This window comes from Clostridium sp. AN503, from assembly GCF_040719375.1.
GTDB lineage: Bacteria > Bacillota > Clostridia > Lachnospirales > Lachnospiraceae > Brotaphodocola.
Genome location: NZ_JBFDTP010000002.1, coordinates 2,879,133 through 2,900,000 on the forward strand (window position 1 = coordinate 2,879,133; position 20,868 = coordinate 2,900,000).

General features: G+C 50.1%; 17 protein-coding genes, 7 tRNA genes and 1 rRNA gene (1 of these 25 cut by a window edge). 3 read left to right on the forward strand and 22 right to left on the reverse strand.

Translation table 11 applies throughout. From position 1 onward, the window contains the following. The first annotated feature begins 111 nt into the window (after positions 1 to 111). The 3 genes from sigG to AB1I67_RS20655 all read left to right on the forward strand — a co-directional run bounded on the left by sigG (position 112) and on the right by AB1I67_RS20655 (position 2,564). Positions 112 to 888 carry an RNA polymerase sporulation sigma factor SigG gene (gene sigG, locus AB1I67_RS20645; RefSeq protein ID WP_367032129.1) on the forward strand — a complete coding sequence of 259 codons (777 nt, stop codon included), beginning with the start codon at positions 112 to 114 and terminating at the stop codon, positions 886 to 888. A gap of 157 nt (positions 889 to 1,045) precedes the next feature. Further along, positions 1,046 to 1,663 (forward strand): DUF6088 family protein, encoded by a 618-nt coding sequence (locus tag AB1I67_RS20650; RefSeq protein ID WP_367032130.1) that lies wholly within the window; start codon positions 1,046 to 1,048, stop codon positions 1,661 to 1,663. Beyond that, a complete protein-coding gene (locus AB1I67_RS20655; protein ID WP_367032132.1) occupies positions 1,650 to 2,564 on the forward strand; it encodes a nucleotidyl transferase AbiEii/AbiGii toxin family protein in 915 nt (304 codons plus the stop codon). Before AB1I67_RS20650 ends, AB1I67_RS20655 begins: the two co-directional genes overlap by 14 nt. Before the next feature lie 84 nt (positions 2,565 to 2,648). Here the strand turns inward: AB1I67_RS20655 and AB1I67_RS20660 are convergent, their stop codons facing one another. The 22 genes from AB1I67_RS20660 to AB1I67_RS20765 form a co-directional block, all read right to left on the reverse strand. Next, the gene (locus tag AB1I67_RS20660; RefSeq protein WP_367032133.1) at positions 2,649 to 3,635 is read right to left on the reverse strand and encodes a dipeptide ABC transporter ATP-binding protein; all 987 of its coding nucleotides are present in this window, start codon (positions 3,633 to 3,635) and stop codon (positions 2,649 to 2,651) included. Then, a complete protein-coding gene (locus AB1I67_RS20665) occupies positions 3,625 to 4,617 on the reverse strand; it encodes an ABC transporter ATP-binding protein (RefSeq protein ID WP_367032135.1) in 993 nt (330 codons plus the stop codon). The genes AB1I67_RS20660 and AB1I67_RS20665 overlap by 11 nt, the downstream gene beginning before the upstream one ends. 16 nt (positions 4,618 to 4,633) lie before the next feature. Further along, positions 4,634 to 5,617 carry a nickel transporter permease gene (nikC, locus tag AB1I67_RS20670; RefSeq protein WP_367032137.1) on the reverse strand — a complete coding sequence of 328 codons (984 nt, stop codon included), beginning with the start codon at positions 5,615 to 5,617 and terminating at the stop codon, positions 4,634 to 4,636. A gap of 1 nt (position 5,618) precedes the next feature. Then, positions 5,619 to 6,542, reverse strand: coding sequence for an ABC transporter permease (locus AB1I67_RS20675; protein WP_367032138.1), 924 nt, complete (start codon positions 6,540 to 6,542; stop codon positions 5,619 to 5,621). Between the two features lie 130 nt (positions 6,543 to 6,672). Then, complete coding sequence (locus AB1I67_RS20680; RefSeq protein WP_367032140.1) at positions 6,673 to 8,352, reverse strand: ABC transporter substrate-binding protein; 1,680 nt, start codon at positions 8,350 to 8,352, stop codon at positions 6,673 to 6,675. A 250-nt stretch (positions 8,353 to 8,602) separates the two neighbouring features. Further along, on the reverse strand, positions 8,603 to 9,862 hold the full coding sequence (locus tag AB1I67_RS20685; RefSeq protein ID WP_367032673.1) for an ATP-binding cassette domain-containing protein: 1,260 nt from the start codon (positions 9,860 to 9,862) through the stop codon (positions 8,603 to 8,605). Then, on the reverse strand, positions 9,745 to 10,482 hold the full coding sequence (locus AB1I67_RS20690) for an ATP-binding cassette domain-containing protein (protein WP_367032141.1): 738 nt from the start codon (positions 10,480 to 10,482) through the stop codon (positions 9,745 to 9,747). Before AB1I67_RS20690 ends, AB1I67_RS20685 begins: the two co-directional genes overlap by 118 nt. 108 nt (positions 10,483 to 10,590) lie before the next feature. Then, positions 10,591 to 11,904 carry an MATE family efflux transporter gene (locus AB1I67_RS20695; protein WP_367032143.1) on the reverse strand — a complete coding sequence of 438 codons (1,314 nt, stop codon included), beginning with the start codon at positions 11,902 to 11,904 and terminating at the stop codon, positions 10,591 to 10,593. Positions 11,905 to 12,192: 288 nt separating this feature from the next. Next, positions 12,193 to 12,266: transfer RNA gene (locus tag AB1I67_RS20700), tRNA-Arg, on the reverse strand. Positions 12,267 to 12,377: 111 nt separating this feature from the next. Further along, entirely contained in the window at positions 12,378 to 13,682 is a 1,305-nt protein-coding gene (locus AB1I67_RS20705) for an ATP-binding protein (protein ID WP_367032144.1), read from the reverse strand. A 184-nt stretch (positions 13,683 to 13,866) separates the two neighbouring features. Continuing rightward, complete coding sequence (locus tag AB1I67_RS20710; RefSeq protein ID WP_367032145.1) at positions 13,867 to 14,097, reverse strand: HPr family phosphocarrier protein; 231 nt, start codon at positions 14,095 to 14,097, stop codon at positions 13,867 to 13,869. Positions 14,098 to 14,266: 169 nt separating this feature from the next. Continuing rightward, the gene (locus AB1I67_RS20715; RefSeq protein ID WP_367032146.1) at positions 14,267 to 15,802 is read right to left on the reverse strand and encodes a response regulator; all 1,536 of its coding nucleotides are present in this window, start codon (positions 15,800 to 15,802) and stop codon (positions 14,267 to 14,269) included. Beyond that, a complete protein-coding gene (locus AB1I67_RS20720; protein WP_367032147.1) occupies positions 15,799 to 17,496 on the reverse strand; it encodes a sensor histidine kinase in 1,698 nt (565 codons plus the stop codon). The genes AB1I67_RS20715 and AB1I67_RS20720 overlap by 4 nt, the downstream gene beginning before the upstream one ends. After that, complete coding sequence (locus AB1I67_RS20725; RefSeq protein ID WP_367032148.1) at positions 17,489 to 18,724, reverse strand: extracellular solute-binding protein; 1,236 nt, start codon at positions 18,722 to 18,724, stop codon at positions 17,489 to 17,491. The genes AB1I67_RS20720 and AB1I67_RS20725 overlap by 8 nt, the downstream gene beginning before the upstream one ends. Beyond that, positions 18,696 to 19,115: a DUF3783 domain-containing protein gene (locus AB1I67_RS20730; RefSeq protein ID WP_367032149.1), complete on the reverse strand. Its 420-nt coding sequence runs from the start codon at positions 19,113 to 19,115 to the stop codon at positions 18,696 to 18,698. The genes AB1I67_RS20725 and AB1I67_RS20730 overlap by 29 nt, the downstream gene beginning before the upstream one ends. Positions 19,116 to 19,223: 108 nt before the next feature. After that, positions 19,224 to 19,309: transfer RNA gene (locus AB1I67_RS20735), tRNA-Leu, on the reverse strand. A 22-nt stretch (positions 19,310 to 19,331) separates the two neighbouring features. Continuing rightward, positions 19,332 to 19,404: transfer RNA gene (locus tag AB1I67_RS20740), tRNA-Val, on the reverse strand. Between the two features lie 60 nt (positions 19,405 to 19,464). Further along, a tRNA-Asp gene (locus AB1I67_RS20745) sits at positions 19,465 to 19,538 on the reverse strand. Positions 19,539 to 19,577: 39 nt separating this feature from the next. Beyond that, positions 19,578 to 19,651: transfer RNA gene (locus tag AB1I67_RS20750), tRNA-Ile, on the reverse strand. A 20-nt stretch (positions 19,652 to 19,671) separates the two neighbouring features. After that, positions 19,672 to 19,743: transfer RNA gene (locus AB1I67_RS20755), tRNA-Glu, on the reverse strand. Positions 19,744 to 19,771: 28 nt separating this feature from the next. Further along, a tRNA-Asn gene (locus tag AB1I67_RS20760) sits at positions 19,772 to 19,844 on the reverse strand. A 249-nt stretch (positions 19,845 to 20,093) separates the two neighbouring features. Continuing rightward, a 23S ribosomal RNA gene (locus tag AB1I67_RS20765) occupies positions 20,094 to 20,868 on the reverse strand; it runs 2,115 nt beyond the window's last position.

Consider the following 20,868-nt stretch of genomic DNA (forward strand, 5'->3'; position numbering starts at 1 on the left):
GGAAGTATAAACCATCCCGAATCCGTGAATCATTTTCATTGTACCGTGGACACGGAAAGCTTGTGTCCATTCGACATGCGGCAATGAATCTGATTTGCGGAGGTAAGGAACATGGCAGGATACAAGGTTGAAATCTGCGGAGTGAATACGGCGAAACTGCCCCTGCTTACGAATGAGGAGAAGGACGTCCTGTTCAAGCGGATCTTAGAAGGCGACATGGAAGCCAGGGAGCAGTACATCAAGGGAAACTTACGCCTGGTGCTCAGTGTGATCCAGCGTTTTTCTAACAGCAATGAAAATGTGGACGATCTGTTCCAGATCGGATGTATCGGCCTTATTAAGGCAATCGACAATTTTGACATTACCCAGAATGTCCGGTTCTCTACTTATGCGGTACCCATGATCCTCGGCGAAGTGCGCCGGTATCTGCGGGACAACAACTCCATCCGGGTCAGCCGTTCCCTGCGGGATACGGCCTATAAGGCGATTTACGCCAAAGAGGGTCTGACCCGCAAAAACTCCCGGGAACCTACCCTTATGGAGATCGCCCAGGAGATCGGCGTCAGCAAAGAGGACATCACTTATGCCTTAGACGCCATCCAGAGCCCCGTCAGCCTCTATGAGCCGATCTACACCGACGGCGGCGACCCGCTCTATGTGATGGACCAGATCAGCGACAAGAAAAACCACGAGGAAAACTGGGTGGAGGAGATCTCCCTGCGGGAAGCCATGGACCGGCTCCCCAAACGGGAACGCCACATCATCGACATGCGCTTTTTTGAGGGCAAGACCCAGACCGAGGTGGCTGAGGAGATCCACATCAGCCAGGCCCAGGTGTCCAGGCTGGAAAAGAGCGCGCTGAAGGCGATGCGGAATTATCTGAACTAAGAAGGAAAACGCAGCAGCGGTAGAGATTGCTGCGTTGTACATAGCATATCTTTTATTTTCCCACTTTCCAGCATGATAAAAACAAAAAATTATGTCACAAATATTGACATTCTATATCAAATTATGTATGCTATAGAAAAGAAAGAAGGTGACTCACATGGATTTCTATCAGGAGCTCAAAACCATTTATGGCTATGATACGCCCATTTTTTCAAGCGAGTTAAACATTGAGGGCATGAGTAGCGACAATGTCCGTCAGACCCTCTCACGTCTGGCCAGGCAGGGCAAAATAGAACGGTTTGCACAGGGTATCTATTATATCCCCAGCTATACCATTCTCGGCAAATCCTGTCTGAATCCTCAAAAGGTATATGAAAAAAAGTACATTACAAACGGCAGCGAGATTTACGGGTATTACAGCGGACTTATTCTTGAGAATTCAATCGGACTGACGACGCAGATGCCCAATGTTGTCGAGATCACAACAAACAACGAAAGTTCCAGACTCCGGGAGATAAAGGTAGGGAACCAGGAGATTCATCTGAGAAAAGGGCGCGCAGAAATTACCGCAGCAAACGCAGGCACCCTCCAGTTTCTCGATTTGATCAATCAGATCGATATAACGGCACTGACAGGGACCTCAAGGAGATATCTTTTATATTACATAGGCCTGCTGGAACTAACGCGGTCTGATATCTATCATTATATCTCCCTCTATCCCTCCCGCGTTGCACAAAAGCTGATGGAAAGCAGGATAACAGATGAACTTATGTGATGATAAAACCATATTTCAACAGGCTATTCTACAGGCCTCCCAGAAACTTAATATCCATCCGGCAATTATAGAAAAGGATTATTATGTTACTCAGATGCTTCAACGGCTGGTGAGTAAAGATCCTGATATCATTTTCAAAGGCGGTACATCGCTTTCTAAATGCTATAAAGTGATTGACCGTTTTTCCGAGGATATTGACTTAAACTATGACAGCCATAACACACATTTGAGCCAGGGCCTCCGGCGGCGTTTCTCCAAACTGATTAAGGAATCCGGTGAAACACTGAATCTTTCCCTGGGGAATCCCGAAGAGATCCGTAGCCGGAGGGAATTTAATCAGTATATCTTCCAATATATGTCACATTTCGGCAGTGCTCCTGTTAAACCGCTGCTCATTGTAGAAACATCCGTTTTTATCCCGTCGTTTCCCACCGAGATAAAAACCGTAGACAGCTACCTCTATGAGTTTTTTGCATTGGAAGACCGGAAATCTCTTATCTCAGAGTATAGTCTATCTCCTTTTCCTATAAACGTTCAAACAAAAGAGCGGACCTTTATTGATAAGATCTTTGCTATTTGTGACTATTATCTGACCGGAAATATCGCGAAACACTCCCGGCATCTGTATGACCTGTATAAACTGTTTCCACACATCCGCATGGATCCGTCTTTCGGTATCCTGTTTGACGCCGTAAAAGCTGCACGCAAGAAAAGTCCTGTTTGCCCATCTGCAAAAGAAGACAGCCAAATACATACTCTTCTCCAGGAAATCATTGATAAAGGGGTCTATAAAACTGACTATGAACAGATTACTTCCAAATTGCTTTTTGAAAAGGTCAGCTATGATGCCGTGATTTCCACACTTGAAATGATCGCGGCACATAACATCTGGATCACTTGAACCTTATTTCAGACAGGCAGCTCGTTCTTACACAAAACCCGGTATGCATCGTGCACACCGGGTTCACATAACTGCCCATTTTCTTTATTTTTCCTCCAACGGAAAATGACAAAACACCTTCCGCCCCCCATAGATCCTGCACTCCGGGACCTCCCGGCTGCAGATATCCTGCGCATAAGGGCACCGGGTATGGAACCGGCAGCCCGACGGCGGATCCACCGGGGACGGGATTTCTCCGGTGAGCAGTTCCTTCTCCTCGCTCCGAAGCCGCGGGTCCGCCTTCGGGATCGCGTTCAGCAAAAACTTCGTGTAAGGATGAAGGGGGTGATCGTACAGCTCATCTGTCTCCCCAACCTCACAGATACACCCCAAAAACATCACGCAGACCCGGTCCGCGATAAACTTCACTACGCTCAGATCATGTGAGATAAACAGGTAAGTCAGCTTATACTCCTCCTGTAAATCCTTCAAAAGGTTTAAGACCTGGGACTGGATCGAGACGTCCAGCGCCGAAACCGGCTCGTCGCAGATGATCAGCTTGGGATTCAGAGCGATCGCACGGGCAATGCCGATACGCTGCCGCTGTCCGCCGGAAAACTGATGGGGATACCGATTGTAGAACTCCTCCGGGATGCCCACTTCCTTCATCAGCTCCCGCACCCGTTTCTCCAGCTCGGCCTTATCCTTCATGCCATAGGTCGTAAGGGGCTCGGAAATGATATCCTTCACGCTCATCCTGGGATTTAACGAGGCATACGGATCCTGGAAAATGATCTGCATCTGCCTGCGTTTTTCAGCAAATGCAGCTTCGCTCATCCCCACGATATCTTCACCCTCAAAGCATATCTCCCCGGAGGTCGCTTTCAGCAGGCGGATCAGCACCCGCCCAAGGGTACTCTTGCCGCATCCGGATTCCCCCACCAGGGCCAGCGTCTCTCCCTCGTAGATCTCCAGATTTACATCCGAAACTGCATGAACCACCTGCGGCGCCTTCTTCGTGCCGACGATCGGAAATTCTTTTACAAGATGCTTCGCTTCCAGAAGAATCCTTTTCTCCACTCTATTTTCCATCAACCAGCACCTCGCTTTCATACTGGAAGCATCTGACCCCGTGGCCTTCCGACGTCTGATATAGAGACGGCTTCTCCGCATAGCAGCGTTCCGTGGCCTGCCCACAGCGGGTACAGAAGTTGCAGCCCGCCGGAAGATGTAAAAGGTTCGGCACCACACCCTCGATCGTATACAGCCTGTCCGCCTTCTCATCCAGCTTCGGTATGGACTTTAAAAGCCCCTGGGTATAGGGATGCTGCGTCTTCTCAAACAGTTCAAATGTCTCAGCCTGCTCCATCACCTTCCCTGCGTACATCACGTACACATAGTCGCAGATCTCCGCCACCACGCCCATGTTGTGGGTGATCAGGATGATGGAAGTTCCCTGCTCTGCACAGAGCCGTTTCATCAATCTCAGGATCTGGGCCTCAATGGTCACGTCCAGAGCCGTGGTCGGCTCGTCGGCGATCATCACCTTGGGCCTGCATACCATCGCCATGCCGATCATCACCCTCTGGCGCAGGCCGCCGGAAAGCTGGTGGGGATAGCTGTGATACCGCTTCTCCGGCTCCGGGATCCCCACAGCGCGGAAAATATCAATAACCCGCTTTGTGGCTTCCTCCTTCGACACCTTCTGATGCAGGAGGATCGCCTCCCGCACCTGTTTCCCCACCGGATACACCGGATTTAACGAAGTCATCGGTTCCTGGAAGATCATGGAGATCTCATTTCCACGCACCTTCGACCTCTCCTTCGGTGTCAGATTGGTGATATCACGCCCGTTAAGCGTGATGCTCCCATCCACCACCTTGCCCGGATACCGCAAAAGCCCCATGACCGACATGGCCGTCATGCTCTTTCCACAGCCGGACTCGCCGACGATGCCGATGATCTTGCCCGCAGGCACCTGGATGCTGACGCCGTCCACCGCCGGGACCTCCCCCTTCGCCGTAAAGAAGTGGGATTTCAAATTTTGGATATCTAATACGATAGATTCACTCATCTTCTCTCCTGCCTCCTTACTGCTCTTTTAAATACGGATCCAGCACATCCCTCAGCCCATCGCCCAGGAAGTTGAATGCCATCACCACGATCATGATCGCCACACTGGGCGCGATGGACAGCCATGGCTCAGAAAACAGGTATTTCTTACCGCGCACTACCATCAGGCCCCAGCTTGCGCTGGGCGGCTGGGCTCCCACACCCAGAAAGCTTAGAGACGCTTCCGACAGGATCGCTGAAGGGATATTCAGCGTAAAGAGTACGATCAGGGAAGGCAGGCAGTTGGGCAAGATGTGACGGAACATGATCGTCCATTTCTTCACCCCGATGGAGCGCGCCGCCTCCACATACTCTTTCTCCTTCAGGGAAAGGGTCTGGGAGCGCACCACCCGCGCTGTACTGGCCCAGTTCACCAGACTGAGGGCGATGAAAATATTGATCAGGCCCCCGCCCATGGTATACATGACCACCATGGCAAGCAGCAGAGACGGGAACGCCAGCATCACGTCTGCCAGACGCATGATCACAAAATCTACCTTACCGCCGTAAAATCCCGCGCACATCCCTAACACCGTGCCGATGGACATGGAGATCAGCGTCGGTACAAGGCCGATCGTCAGGGAGATCCTCGCTCCGTAGATGATCCGGCTCAGTACATCGCGCCCCAGCTCATCCGTGCCCAGCCAGTGCGCCATACTGGGGTCCTGAAGCCGGTCTGCCAGACTCTGCTTCAAGTGATCATATGGAGCCACAAGCGGCGCAAACACCGCCGCAAAGATGATGAGCAGGATCACCACTGCCGAGAACACCGCCAGCTTGTTCTGGCGGACCAGGGTCTTTATCTTGTCCAGCCAGGTATCCGCCTCCCCGATCTCGTCATCATGTCCCAGGGGGCCACCCATAGGACCGCCTGCGGACATCCCGTTAAAACCGCGCTCATTTTCCAACATCCCCGTCCCGGCAATCAGATTCGGGTCCACATTCATTCCTGAATTTGCCATCTTATGCACCCTCCCTGATCCGTGGATCCAATACATTGTAAAGCAGGTCAGCGACCAGATTGCCCGCAATGATCAGAACCGTAGTAAAAATAACCGTCCCCTGTAAAAGAGGCATATCTCTTGTCTCAATAGCGTTGACCGCCAGACGCCCGATCCCCGGCACGCCAAATACGCTTTCCGTCAGCACTGCGCCGGAGAGCATACTGGAGATCTGCAGCGCCATCATCGTCACAACCGGAAGCATGGCATTCTTTAAGGCATGGCCCACGATCAAGCCGCCTTCCCGCAGCCCCTTGGCCCGCGCTGTGCGGATAAAGTCATTCTGCATGATCTCCACCAGATTGGATCTGGTCATCCGGGCAATGCTGCCCGCCGAATTCCACCCCAGGACGATCGCAGGCAGGATCATGGCCCGCACAGAATCAAAACCGGAGACTGGAAACCATTTCAGCTTAAATGCAAACACGTACTGCAGAACCAGAGCTGTCATGAATACCGGCATGGAAACTCCCATCAGTGCGCAGCCCATAAACAGACGGTCCAAAAAACGGTTCTGTTTGATGGCCGCCACGATCCCCGCAGTGATCCCGATGATCCATGCCACGACCGCCGCCAGGACAGACAGCTTCACCGTGTTGGGAAACGCGTCCATGATGATCTGGGTCACATTCCGGTTCAGCCGGTAGGAGGTGCCAAAATCACCTCTTAAGGCATTTGCCACATACTTAAAGAACTGGACATACATCGGCTCATCCAGCCCCATCTCCTTACTGAGTTTTTCGATCAACGCCGGATTCACATGCTCCCCCATCAGCGTTGTGATCGGATCGCCCGGAACGATACGGAGCATGATAAATATGATCAGCACTACGCCGATCAGTACCGGGATCGATATTGCAATACGTTTCAGCACTTTCTTTAACACTGGGAATCCCCTTCCTGTCACTGTCTCTTGTATATCACAGAGCACTTTCTTATGATATAAAGCGAATGCCGCAAAATCGATCGCTCCATTTTTGCGGCATCTTCTTTTATCTGGCACTATCCATTCGCTGTTACTCGCTCAAAGAAACACCATAGAACAACATATCACTTAAGCCGCTCCAGATCGGTGCGAAGCCCTGTACACGCTTGCTGGTCGCAAACAGATGCGTCCTGGAATACATCGGCACCCACGCTGCATCTTCATGGATGAGCTTCTCCTCCAGGGCATTGTACTCGGCAATCCTTTCATCCGTATCCACGATCGCACGCGCCTTGGAGACACGCTCCATCACCGCAGTGTCCGGATAGTTGATAGAACGGATCTTCGTCTTCTCCTCGTTTCCGAAGAAGGTGTATATAAAGTTGTCCGGGTCATTGTAATCCGCAGTCCAGGTTGACATAAAGGAACCAAGCTCTCCAGACTTACGGGTCTCCAGCCAGGTCGACTCATCGTAGTTTTTGATCTCCGCGTTGATCCCGACGGCTGAAAGCTGCTCTTTAATGATCTCCAGAGCCATCGTCACCGTATCGGAAGCAGAACTGTCGGCTGCGATCTCCATGGTGAATCCATCTCCATAACCAGCCTCCGCAAGCAGCGCTTTTGCCGCATCCGGATCATAACTGATCACGGTCTGGTCCGGGTTGAATGCGATCAGGCCATGTGGGAAGATCCCCTGCTCAACCTGCCCGCGTCCGCCATACAGCGCATCTAAGATCGCCTGGCGGTCGATCGCCATCTGAACGGCCTTACGAACCTTCACATCGCTGAACGGCTCAATATTAAAGTTCATGGTAAAATATGTAGTACCCACACGCGGGCCGGATATAATCTGGTCCGGATAGGTCTCCACAAAACGGTCGATCGCATCTGCCACAAAATCCAGGTCAATGATATCCAGCTCACCGCTCTCAAACATCATGGTCTGGGTCTCCGTATCCGGAATGATCTTCACCACAACGCCCGGAAGCGCGGAAGCGCCCTTCCAGTAGTCGTCATTCCTGGTCAGCACAAGCTGGTCGTTGAAGGTCCAGGATGCAAACTTAAACGGGCCTGTTCCCACGGTCAGCGCCGGATCCATGCCGAACTGATCTCCTGCCGCTTCAGTAGCCTCACTGTCATAGATCGATACGCCAGGCGAGGAGATACATGCAAGGAAACCGGAGAACGGCTCCTTTAAGGTGACCTTCACCGTATAGTCATCCACGGCCTCCGCGCCTTCAAGGGTCTCTGCCTTGCCCTCCAAAAGCTCGCTGGCGCCCTTGATCTGATCAATGAACTCCGTATTCACGCCGCCTTCCACCATCAGCAGACGGTTAAATGTATAGATCACATCCTCAGCCGTAAAATCATTGCCGTTGTGGAATTTTACGCCCTGTCTCAAATGGAAGGTGTACTCCAGGCCGTCATCTGAGATCTCCCAGCTCTCCGCCAGGCTCGGCACCACCTTGGAAACACCTGCGTCATCCACCTCAATATCCACCAGACGGTCATAAATATTCATCGGGGTCTGGTAATCCTTAGAAGTCTTCTGTACATCCGCTGTCTGAATATCCGAGTTCAGAACCGTGACCAGGAATCCGGCTGTATCCACCTGCGCGCCCATCGCCGCAGACGTCTCAGCTCCCGCAGCTCCCTTATCAGCGCCGCCCACCGCCGTTGTATCTGCAGTGCCCTTGCTTCCGCCGCAGCCGGTCAGCGCCAGGCCAAGTGTCAAACTTGCCGCAAGAACCAGACTCAGTCTCTTTTTCATAATTAAGTCCTCCTATTCCATCCCGGTTCCCATCTCCCCTGCCAATATGCAAAAAACGGTGCAATACCCCCATGGGCTGCACCATCGCATATATAACCGAATTATGTACCGAAACTTTACCTTAATGTTCAAATGATACCATATCCCACGTGGTTTTTCAACTCTTTTTTTCGATTTCACCCCTGTTAAAGGGGTTAAAATGGCTGCCGTGGCTTAATAAAATAAAGTTTTAAGTCACTGCAGCCTGATTTTATTCTGTGCCGTTAAAAACATCCATCCATTCCAGGCAGTACTCATGCCATAACTCCCACGCCTCATCCCGCTCTGTGCATAGTTCTGACAGCCGCTCCGCCCGCAGCTCCAGCATATCTGTCTCCTGGCCTTCTGTCCCCTTCCACTCCCACAGCGCAGCCTCGCACTGGCCGGCGAGCAGCCCGTACCGCTCCCCCGCTGGTTCCAGCTTCTCCATCACCATACGCAGCTTCCAGTCCACATACGCCTCCTCAGTGGGTATCTCCTTAAGACGATGACGCTCCGCCTTCGGCACCGCGCGGATTCCCGCAACCAGGGCCGCATCCTCAGCGCTCACCTGGGCCGCAATGCTCTCCCCCTCCGCTGCCTTCTGTTTCCGCTCCAGATAATGTTCATACCCAAACGGATAATACATGGCGTTCTGTCCCTCGAAGATCAGGATCGCATCCGCCACCTGACGGATGAAATACCGGTCGTGGGACACAAACAGGATCGTCCCCGTGTAAGCCTTAAATGCTGACTCCAGCGTTTCCTTCGCCTGCACATCCATGTGGTTGGTCGGCTCATCCAGCACCAGGAAATTGGGACGGCTCTGCAGAAGCTCTGCCAGGACCAGACGCGCCTTTTCGCCTCCCGACAGGTCGCTGACCCGTTTGGATGCCTCTTTTCCACCAAATAAATAGGCCCCAAGCGTGCTCCGCACCTCTTTCTCCGTCATAGCCGGAAACAAGTCATGGAAATGCTCCACCACGGATTTCTCCGACTCGATCTCTGCTGAATGCTGGTCAAAATATCCGATCATCACCTGGTTTCCCAGACTCATTTTTCCTCCCAGCGCAGGTAAAAGCCCGGACACGGTCTTTAAAAAGGTACTCTTGCCCACGCCGTTATCCCCTAAAAGCCCGATCTTCTGACCGCGCCGCACCCTCAGGGACAGCTCCAGAAGGAGCCGGTCATACCCCAGCTTTAAATGCTCTGTCTCCAGAACCCATTTGCTGCCCGGGATCAACGGGCTGATCTCCCCGGTAAACAGATGTACGTCATCCGCCTCCGGCTGCTCCACCCGCTCCATCCGCTCCATCTGCTTTTTCTTGGCCCTGGCAAAGGATGCCTTGGCCGGTTTGTGCTTAAACCGCTCGATCAGCTCCTCAAGCCTTGCAAATTCCGCCTGCTGCCGCTCGTAGGCCTTCTGCTGCGCCGCCAGCCTTTTACATTTCTCCTGCCGGTAATTGGTGTAATTGCCAGGAAAACGAAGCAGCTTTTTTCGCTTACCTCATAAACCACATCTGCCACCCGGTCCAGGAAAAACCTGTCATGGGACACCATCACCACCACGTGCTCATAGGCCTTAAGATACTGCTCCAGCCACTCCGCCGCCGCAATATCCAGATGGTTGGTCGGCTCATCTAAAAGCAGGATATCCGGTTTTTCCAGAAGCAGCCGGATCAGTGCGATCTTCGTCTGCTCTCCCCCCGAAAACTCTTTTAAAGGTCTCCGTTTATCCGCTTTGGTAAATCCAAACCCGGTGAACAGCCGGTCATACTCCCGCTCATACTCAAACCGCTCCCGCGCAAATGTATCTTTGCACGGACATGCCGCAAGAAGCTCCTCTTCCACGGTGCGCCTATTGTCTCCAAAAGCCTGCTGCTTTAACATCCCCACAGTGACCTGGCGGGATTTCACGATCCCCGGCCCCGTCCTCCTGTCGTCCCGGTCCAGGGTCATTTCCCCGGCGATCAGCTTTAACAGCGTGGTCTTCCCCGCGCCGTTGCGGCCCACCACGGCTACCTTTTCATTTCCCTTTATCTCAAAATCAATGTGTGACAGGATCAGCGTCCCTCCCGCTGATACGCTGCCGTCTGTAATCTGATATAACATACCTTGTCCTTTACCATAACATTTTGCAGTTTTTTGTGCCTTTCCCTATTCTAACAAAAATATTCCTGTTTTGAAAGTCCCGTCCACCTGCATTTCATATTCCCGGATCTAAGCCTTCCTGGTGTATTTCCAGATAAGCCCCCCGGCAAAGGCTGCAACCACCGTTTCTGTGACCGGCATGGCAAACCACATGGAACCGGCCCCCAATACCGCCGGCAGCGCGCAGATCAGAAATCCGCTCACAAAAAGCCCTCTCGCCACCGACACTCCAAAGGACGCCGCCGGTCTCATCAGAGACTGAAAATAGTAAGTAGAAAACACATTAAGCGGCAGCAGCAGAAACGATATCCCGTAACTGCGCATGATAAACGGGGCAATCTGATAAATCCCGTCTGTCGGCGCCATGAATATGCGGATAAATCCATTGGGGAACGCCCATATGAGCGCCGTCCACACAATTCCAAAAACAGCAGCGGTATACAGGGCATATTTTAATGTATCCCGGATCCGCTCCCATTTCCCCGCCCCAAAATTGACTGATAAAAGGGGCTGGGCCGCCTGTCCCACGCTGTATGCGCAGCACTGCACCACGGTGCTGATGTTCACGATCACACCGTACACCGCCAGCGCGTCCGTCCCCAGGCGCAGCATGATCTGCCGGTTAAACAGCATTGTCAGGATCCCCATAGCCACATCGCTGAAAAATGTGGAAAACCCGGTCACCACGATCTGACGGAACAGTCCTGCTACATGGCTTACCTTAACCAGATGCAGCGTATTCCGTTTTGACATAAAATGAGTCAGCATCATTAAAAATGTGATCACCGCACCCATGGCAGTTGCAAGTCCTGCGCCGAATATCCCCATATCCAGCCCAAACACAAAGAAATAATCCCCAAAAATATTAAAGACTCCTCCGGACAACACAGCCGCTGTGGCCAGGCCCGGATGATCATCATTTCTCAGAAATGCCGCCAGCATCTGATTGAACAAAAAGAGCGGCAGTACAAATTTTACCGGGAGCAGATACCGTTTTGCCAACGGCAGCAAAATCTCCTGCGCTCCAAATAGCTTAAGCATAGGCGTATCAAACACTGCAATGATCCCCCAACTGACCACAGCCAGGATCACAGTTCCCACGAGTGCTGTCGTAAAGCAGGAATTCTGTTTCCTCTGATCCCCACTTCCTTTTGCCGCGCCAAACAATACCGAGCCGCCAATACCTGTCAGCAGGCCAAGACTGTATACAATATTCCATATAGGTGCGACCACTGCCAGAGCTGCTGTTCCTGACGGTCCCTCATACTGTCCCACCATAGCCATATCCACAATACCATAGACAGAACTGATCAATGCGCTCCCAAACGCAGCACTTAGATATTTAAAATAAATATTCTTCACATTTCCATTTCGCAAATCCATGTTCTTTTCCTCCTCAAATCAGACACCGCAAGGCAATCCATGCAGAGCATTTTGATTAACCGGACAAAGCTTCCAGGAATCAAAAAAGAGCCGGATAAGAGAAACAGGCATCTCAGCCTGCCACCTTATCCAGCTCGTCATTTCTACAGGAATGACTCACCCTCCGAGTGAACATGGGCTAGTATAATACATTTTTTCCAGAAAGTCAACCTTGAAGATCCTCGAATTTAAACCCTGTAACAGATAAATCACACAAAAAGGCACTCCGTAAGGAATGCCTTTTTCATACGTGCGCGAGAAGATTCGAACTCCCGACACCTTGGTCCGTAGCCAAGTGCTCTATCCAGCTGAGCTACGCACACATATTCTTATCGCCGCAGCAGTTATTGCTGCAACGTTATATAGTTTACGTCAATTTGCTCGTTTTGTCAAGAGCTTTTCCAAATATTTTTAATTTTCTTTTCCAGACACCCTTACATGATCCCCAGCAGGTAATTAACAAACTGCTGTGCAGTACGTCCAGAGATACCTCCGTGGCTCAGTTCCCACTTGTTAGCTTCTGCTCTCAGCTGCTCGGACGGCATAGCCACGCCCGCCCTCTGCGCCAGTTCCTCCACAATATGGAAATATTCCTTCTGGGAAGGTTTGGAGTAATTGATCGTAACGCCAAACCGGTTGACCAGTGACAGCTTCTCCTCCATAGTGTCGGAACGGTGCATTCCATTGTCGACCTCCACATCATCCCGGTCAGTCCAGTTCTCCTTGATCAGGTGCCGGCGGTTGGAGGTGGCATAGATCAGGATATTGTCAGGCCGTGTCTCCACTCCGCCCTCGATCACTGCCTTCAAAAACTTGTATTCCACCTCAAATTCCTCAAATGACAAGTCGTCCATATAGATGATAAACCGGTAATTGCGGTTCTTAATCTGGGCGATCACAGCTGACAAATCCTTAAACTGGTGCTTATATATCTCAATCATACGCAGGCCCTGGTCATAGAACTCATTGACGATCGCCTTGATGCTGGTTGATTTACCTGTGCCGCTGTCACCAAACAGCAGTACATTGTTGGCCTTCTTTCCCTGCACAAAGGCCAGTGTATTGTCCACCAGCTTTTTCTTTTGTATCTCATATCCCACCAGGTCATCAAGCATCACAGCGTCCATGTTATTGATGGCACAGAATCTCACGGTTCCATCTTCCAACGGCTGGATGCGGAACGCCTTGTTAAGTCCAAACATGCCTACGCCATACGCCTTATAAAACCCGGTCACGCAGTCAAAAAACTCATACTCGTCCTTCGCCTGCTCCAGCCTGGCGCTTAATGACTGTACTTTCTCACTGACATTTTTATTGTACATCAGATCTTTTTTGCCGATCGCCTGATAGTCGGATATCCGGCTGAAGCAGTCTACTCCCAGATATTCCTCCAGCCTGCCAAAATCATAGTGGAACAGGTTCAGAAACGCCTTAAAATCACCTCTGGCAAAATAGTTTACACTGCCTTCGTTGGCGCCTACCTTTTCACAGGTAATGCTAAACGGATTCTCACTGGTGATCAGAAGGAACGTCAGATAATTGTGCCAGAGATTCTTGTCAAAACCATAATCCGTAGCAACCTGCAGCAGATGTTTGATCTGGGTCAGAACCCGTGTGGTCAGTTCTTCCTTCGTCTGGCTTTTATCATCCATTTTCCTTACAATGTCTGCCAGCTCCATCAATATATTATCCTTCGGCATATCTCCATAAATCAACAGTCTGGAAACAATCTTGTACATAGCTCTCTCCTCGCCATTCCCTCATTTTTCTTTTGCCCCGACAGTCCGTACTGTCTGCGGACCACCCTCATTAAGTGCTCCTAGTATAACATATTCCACAAAAAAGTAAAAGGCAGAATAGCATTTGTGCTATTCTGCTCAGTATGGGGAACAATAAATTGATAATGTCATTCTGTCTCAGCGGTCATGCTGCAATATACTTTTCGATATCCTCGCACAAAGCTCCGCATTCCTCGGTGTATACTTTCAGGTTTACGATCTGGTTGAAGCCCAGATTCATGATGCCAAGCAGGGACTTTGCGTCCACAACAATGCTGCCGCGGCTTAAATCCATATCAAACGGGTACTTTTCAACTCTGCTGACAAAATCCAGCACTTCTGTAGGGTTCTTAAAGGTAACATTGATCTCGCTCATAGCACATTCTCCTTTTCTATACTTATATATGATAACCAGATACGTTTTGTCTATACTTATCAGTTGTCATAATTTTATCATTTCCTCAAAAAATACAAAGGGGAAATTCTTTAAAAAGGAGTAACTATTTAATGTTTTTGACAAATTTTGTCGAAAAATGCAACCTCTATTACAGGTTTTCCTTTCTGAATTCCGCTGGAAGCATCCCGACTTCCTCCTTAAACACCTTACTCATATACTTCGGATCTGAATATCCTACCATATCCGCGATCTGATTGAGCTTCAAGCTGGAATGGAGAAGCAGCTCCTTGATCCGGTCTATACGGTATTTGCGAACGGTCTCGGTAAATGACATGCCGGTCTCTTTCTTGAACTGGGTGCTCAAATACTCATCAGAGACATGAAGCCGCTGTGCCAGCTCCTCCAACGTGATACCCTGGCTGTAACACTCTTCAATGATCTTTTTCGCCCGCTTCACCAGAATGCTCACATCACTGCCCGTCTCACCATCCACTGTAATGGACTCATAAAGAGCCATGAAAACAGACTGGATCTCCTCCCATGTGACCGCTCGGGATATTTCACCCACAAGCACCCGGGTAGGGATCGTACCATTCACCTTCCCCAGCGTTTTTATCAATGTCAGAACCGCCACGCAAAACCGGACGCAGGATTCTCTGATCTCATTAGGATGGTAAGCCCCTCTCCCGCACATCTGTTCAAACTGTGCCAACGCGCGATAGATCTCCTTCTGATCCTTTTCTGACATCGAGCGTTTGATATGGTCCTCAATCTCAAACGGATATTTTATGGGAACTGCCCTCATCTGCTCTATCCTATGCCGTGTGATCAGGGTTCCTTTCGGAAAGCTCAAGTTCCACATCCGTTCCTCTTCAAGCTCCGCAAACGCTCCAGGCAGTCCAGCCAGCCCTTCACAGTCCATCCAGTTAAACACCGGATATGGTTTGACCATACGGCATATGGCAGGCACTATGGTGCTCTCATACCACTGCTCCGTTTTCTCAGGATTCTTCATATGGTAAAATATAACTGCCACCAGCCTGTATCTCAGTGACAGGATGATACAGTATTCATACTCTTTTACACCTGCCATGTAAAACTCCAGCATTTTTCCAATTTCGGAAAACCATTCTTCATAACGGTTCCCCAGCCAGACCGCAAATATCGACAGCTGCTCCCTTATATCCAGGCCATAGCGGCTCTCCGTCACCCGGTTTAACTCCTCATCCACGGGAAGCTCCGCCAAAATACACCCCCGGAAGATTTGTTCCAGTGACAGCAGACGCTCCTGGAGCCGCTCTTCCCCCTGTTCCTCCATTAAGGATTCCCGGATGATCCTCAGGGTTTCCTGAAGCTCAGGTATCTTGATCGGCTTTAACAGATAATTATCAATATTCAACTCTATGGCCCGTTTCGCGTAGGAAAAATCAGAATAAGCAGTCAGCACTACAACCCTGCACAGAATGCCCTGCTCCCGGACCTTAGCCAGCATGGTAAGCCCATCCATCTCCGGCATCTGAATATCCATAATGACCAGATCTGGCCTGGTCCTCAAAATAAGCTCCAGGCCCTCCGGTCCGTTGGCAGCAGTCCCGGTCACCTCATATTCCGCATCCAGTTTTGGAAGCATCTTTGCAAGCCCATTTCGTATGGAGTTCTCATCTTCAATAACTACTATTTTCATTTACCTCCATCCTCTCCGCGTATTGCTTTCACAAACAGGTGGACCGCCGTTCCATCTCCTTCCCTGCTCTCAAAGTATACTGCTGCCTGTTCTCCATAATATAATTCCAGGCGTTTTTTTACATTCACCACACCCACATGTTCGCCAGCATCACCGCCTCTGTTCAGACCTTTCAGTACCTCCGCTGGAATCCCCTTACCATTATCTTTGATCATAATGTAGATCTGGTCTTCAGCCAGACGCATCCGGATTGTCAGATGGCAGGGTTCTTTTTTTCTGTAGAATCCATGCTTGATCGCATTTTCCACAAACGGCTGCAGGAGCAGTTTGTGGATTCGGTACGTTTTGATCTCTTCAGGCACATCTGTCTCTACTTCCAGGGGCTGTTCCAGTTTTTCTTTCTGCAGCATTATATATTGGCTCAGCCAATACAGCTCCTGCCCGATAGAAACCGTATCTCCTGGATTCCGGATAGAATACCGGAGAATATCCGCCAGTGCCCCTACCATGCCGCTGATCTCATATTCTTCCTTTTCAATTGCTTTCCAATTGATCGTGTCCAGGGCATTATACAGAAAATGCGGATCGATCTGTGCTTCCATCGCGGACAGCTCCGCATTTTTCTGTTCCACTGTGGACTGCTTTACCTGGTCTACCATGGCCTCCAGCTTTTTTACCATACTGTTAAAGCCTTTGACGATCTGTACACCTTCTCTGGGCAGGTGGGCGGTCTGTTTGACCTGGATAGAGAGATTGCCCTCTTCCATCTGATTCATTCCATCAGCAAGTTCATTGATCTGCTGCAGGATAGGATTGGTGATAAAAAACAGAAGCAGCATGATAAACAACATAATACCGGCCGTATATACAATCCCCATGGCCATCTGCCCCAATATCGCCTGATTATAATCCTCCACTGAATAAAAATTGTAGAGAGTCCATCCCGTCTCCTCATTATACCGCTCCAGTATACGGCGTCCCTCGTGCTCCGCAGAGGAAATATCCTCCCGGATCAGGGTCTCATCCTGTGCTGCAACGATCTGATCGCCTTCACAAATAAAAAGCTCCGAAGTCTCTCCCATGCGGATGATGTCCCACAGCAGATCCTGGTTGATGCTCATGATGACAGTTCCGATCCGACGCTCAATATTCTGATAATCTACAATGCGGCGCGATATCTGAAGCAGATGGGTATATCCACTCTCACCCAGCACAATACTGGACCCACCCTGATAATCCACGCCTTTTTGTACATCCGGCACCTTCACCGTATCGGCCCAGGTACTGGTAACAAAAGATGCAGCGCTCCTGTCATAAAAAAAAATCTTTCCGCGTTCTGTGACAAGGGTAATCCCTTCTACACCGTCGTTCCGATTGCACACATGGCTAAGCTCTCTGCGCAAACGGTTGCTGTTGACATCCAGCACGTCCTCGCTCTCATTGATCTGTTCTACCAGATTCACCACATCATCATCAGTACAGAAATCATAAAGGACCGTATCATATTTATCCAGCGCCATAAGAAGCATCGCATCTGCATTCTCAAGCTCCCGCTGCTTCTCTTCTTTTAAATTGTCACTCAAAAGATTCCATATCCTGGTCTGGGATATAACTGCTAATATCAGCATAGGCGCAATCAGAGCAATAACCGCAAACAGTACAACCGACTGGCGCAGCGTCCTAATCTTATTCATAATGCGCCTCCCGGATGGTCTCGATTTTTTTCTCCAGGTTCTCCAGCGTATCCTCCTGATCCTCCTCCAGGATCACCTGGTTGATGACATCGGCAACTGCCATGGATACCGCTGGCCAATAAGGCTTGAATTCCCGCACTCTTCCTGTTGCCAGATACTCCGCGTATTTTTTCTGATCCGGATACTTCTTTATCTGCCAGTCCAGAATATCTTTTCTCGGAGACAAATACATCATATCATCCAGATATGCCTTGATCCGGTCTGGTTCTGCCATAAACTGTACAAATTTCATTGCCTGATCTTTATGCTCCTCACAGACAATCGTCAGCACCTCTCCTCCGATGACTGTCAGTTTTTCTTCCCCCGTAGGAAGAGGGGCCACTTTAAAATTCAATTCCGGATTCGCTTTATATATCTGTTGTTCTCTGCCTGATGTCGAGAACATCATGGCAATATTCCCCTTTGTAAATTCTTTGGAAATATCAGAGAGCGTCATGTTCACCGTCCTGTGGCTCATTCCACGCTCTTTTGCAAGCTGCCTCAGCACATCAAAAGCCTCTTTGCTTTCCTCGGAAGCAATATCAGTTATGCTCCCTCCTTTGGACCATAACACAGGAAGAAAGCAATACAGGCTCTCCTCGCTTTGAAGAGATGGAAATGCACAGCCATATATACTGCCTGATGTCGCCCGTTCCGCTGCATCCACAAATTCATCCAGAGTCTGCGGCACTTTTATCCCTCTCTCCTGCAAAATCGTTTCGTTATAGTAAAATGCAAGGCAGTTGACTCCCAACGGCACTCCCAGAATCCGTCCATCTGTATCATGACAGGATGCCAGAGCTGCTTCCAGGTACTGTGATTCCTCAATCTGCCCAGACACATCTACCAATGGCTTCATAGCATTATAATACTGAACATCGGAGGAATCCACAATCGCCAGATCCGGCGCTTCTCCATCTGCAATCGCCAATGCCAACCTTTTCTTAAAATCTTCGTCCGGCACATATTTTGCCATGATCTGCACTTCACTATGGGATGCATTAAACTCATCTACAATTCCCAAAAGACATTGCCTTACATCAGAACCATCCCAATAATACCACAATTCCAGAGTGATCTTTCCAGGCTCTGCTTCCTCATGTGCCTTCCCACAGGCAGTCAGTAGAAATACCGCCGCAAGCAACAGCCCTATCCCTCGTCTACCGGCTGTTTTCCTCCATCTTTTCATGTTCCTCTTTTATCTCCTCGTAAAGCTGATAGAACGTCCACGCAACATTACTCTCTGTCACAACCGCTTTCAGATCGATCTTCGGCACACCGGCTTTCCTCAAGTTTAAAAGCAGTTCATCCAGCCTCCTGCTGGAAAAATTATGCATGACCAGCATCTCCTCCGTGATACGGGGAAAATCCCCCTCTTCCCACTCTTCCTTCAACCCACCCTGTCCGTCATTCTTTTCATACTCAGCAAACCCCAGCAGACTTCCAACAGAATCCTTTACCTGCTCTGGCGCAACATTTTTTATCCGGATTCCCATGCGCACCAGCACCCCTTTCAGTTTGGTGACATTGATGTTATTTTCCGGAGTATAATATAAAACTGTCTCAGTCAATCGTTTCATTTTCACGGTTTTCTCTCCTGCCTTTCTCAATCTCTTTCAACCTCTAAAAATAGTATACCAAAAAAAGCCTTAAACCTCCATCTGGAAATCTAAGACTTTCTTTTTCAATGCCGCAGGCCGGAATCGAACCGGCACGGGAGATTAGTCCCGCAGGATTTTAAGTCCTGTGCGTCTGCCAGTTCCGCCACTGCGGCATTCCTTGGCTGACTTGCCAAATGGGACCTATAGGGCTCGAACCTATGACCCTCTGCTTGTAAGGCAGATGCTCTCCCAGCTGAGCTAAGATCCCGTATGAACTTGTTTCTACAAAGGGTTTGATTCATAGGAAGCTTCCTATGAATCAAACAAACGACCCGGATGGGACTCGAACCCACGACCTCCGCCGTGACAGGGCGGCGCTCTAACCAACTGAGCCACCAGGCCAAACATATAAAATTGAATCGGTTTTGAAGCGGTTTCAAATGGACCTTCGGGGACTCGAACCCAGGACCGACCGGTTATGAGCCGGTTGCTCTAACCAACTGAGCTAAAGGTCCGAAACATTGATGAAACTAAATGACCCCAACGAGATTCGAACTCGTGTTACCGCCGTGAAAGGGCGATGTCTTAACCGCTTGACCATGGGGCCGGACTAATGCTGGTCGCCATGGACCGAACTCCCCGAGTAGGACTTGAACCTACGACAGCGCGGTTAACAGCCGCGTGCTCTACCGACTGAGCTATCGAGGATTATACCCTGTTTTCCAACGGGCAACGATAGTATTATATGATATAGTGCGGTATTTGTCAAGTGTTTTCCACTGGAAACTCAGACTTTTTCTGCAATTCCCCATCGTTCCTTCAGAAAGAAAAAAGACTGAAACTCTATCTCAGCCTTATATACATGTCTAAGGTAATACTGCATACTTATCATATTCCATATACCTTCAAAACCACATATTGAATCATCCGTTTTCTGTTTCTCTTTCCTAAACCAACTTGGTCAAGCCCTCGACCTATTAGTGACAGTCAGCTCCATACATTACTGCACTTCCACCTCTGCCCTATCTACCTCGTCGTCTTCAAGGGGTCTTACTACTTGCGTATGGGATATCTCATCTTGAGGGGGGCTTCACGCTTAGATGCCTTCAGCGTTTATCCCTTCCCGACTTGGCTACCCGGCCATGGGTTTGATACCCAACCGGTACACCAGAGGTCAGTCCATCCCGGTCCTCTCGTACTAAGGACAGCTCCTCTCAAATATCCTACGCCCACGCCGGATAGGGACCGAACTGTCTCACGACGTTCTGAACCCAGCTCGCGTACCGCTTTAATGGGCGAACAGCCCAACCCTTGGGACCTACTTCAGCCCCAGGATGCGATGAGCCGACATCGAGGTGCCAAACCACTCCGTCGATGTGAACTCTTGGGAGTGATAAGCCTGTTATCCCCAGGGTAGCTTTTATCCGTTGAGCGATGGCAATCCCACTTTATACCACCGGATCACTAAGTCCTAGTTTCCTACCTGCTCGACCCGTCGGTCTCGCAGTCAAGCTCCCTTATGCCTTTGCACTCTGCGAATGGTTTCCAACCATTCTGAGGGAACCTTTGAGCGCCTCCGATACCCTTTCGGAGGCGACCGCCCCAGTCAAACTCCCCACCTGACATTGTCCCCCACCCGGGTCACGGGTGCAGGTTAGAAACCCAGTCACACAAGGGTGGTATCCCAACAGCGGCTCTGGAAAGACTGGCGTCCTTCCTTCATTGCCTCCCA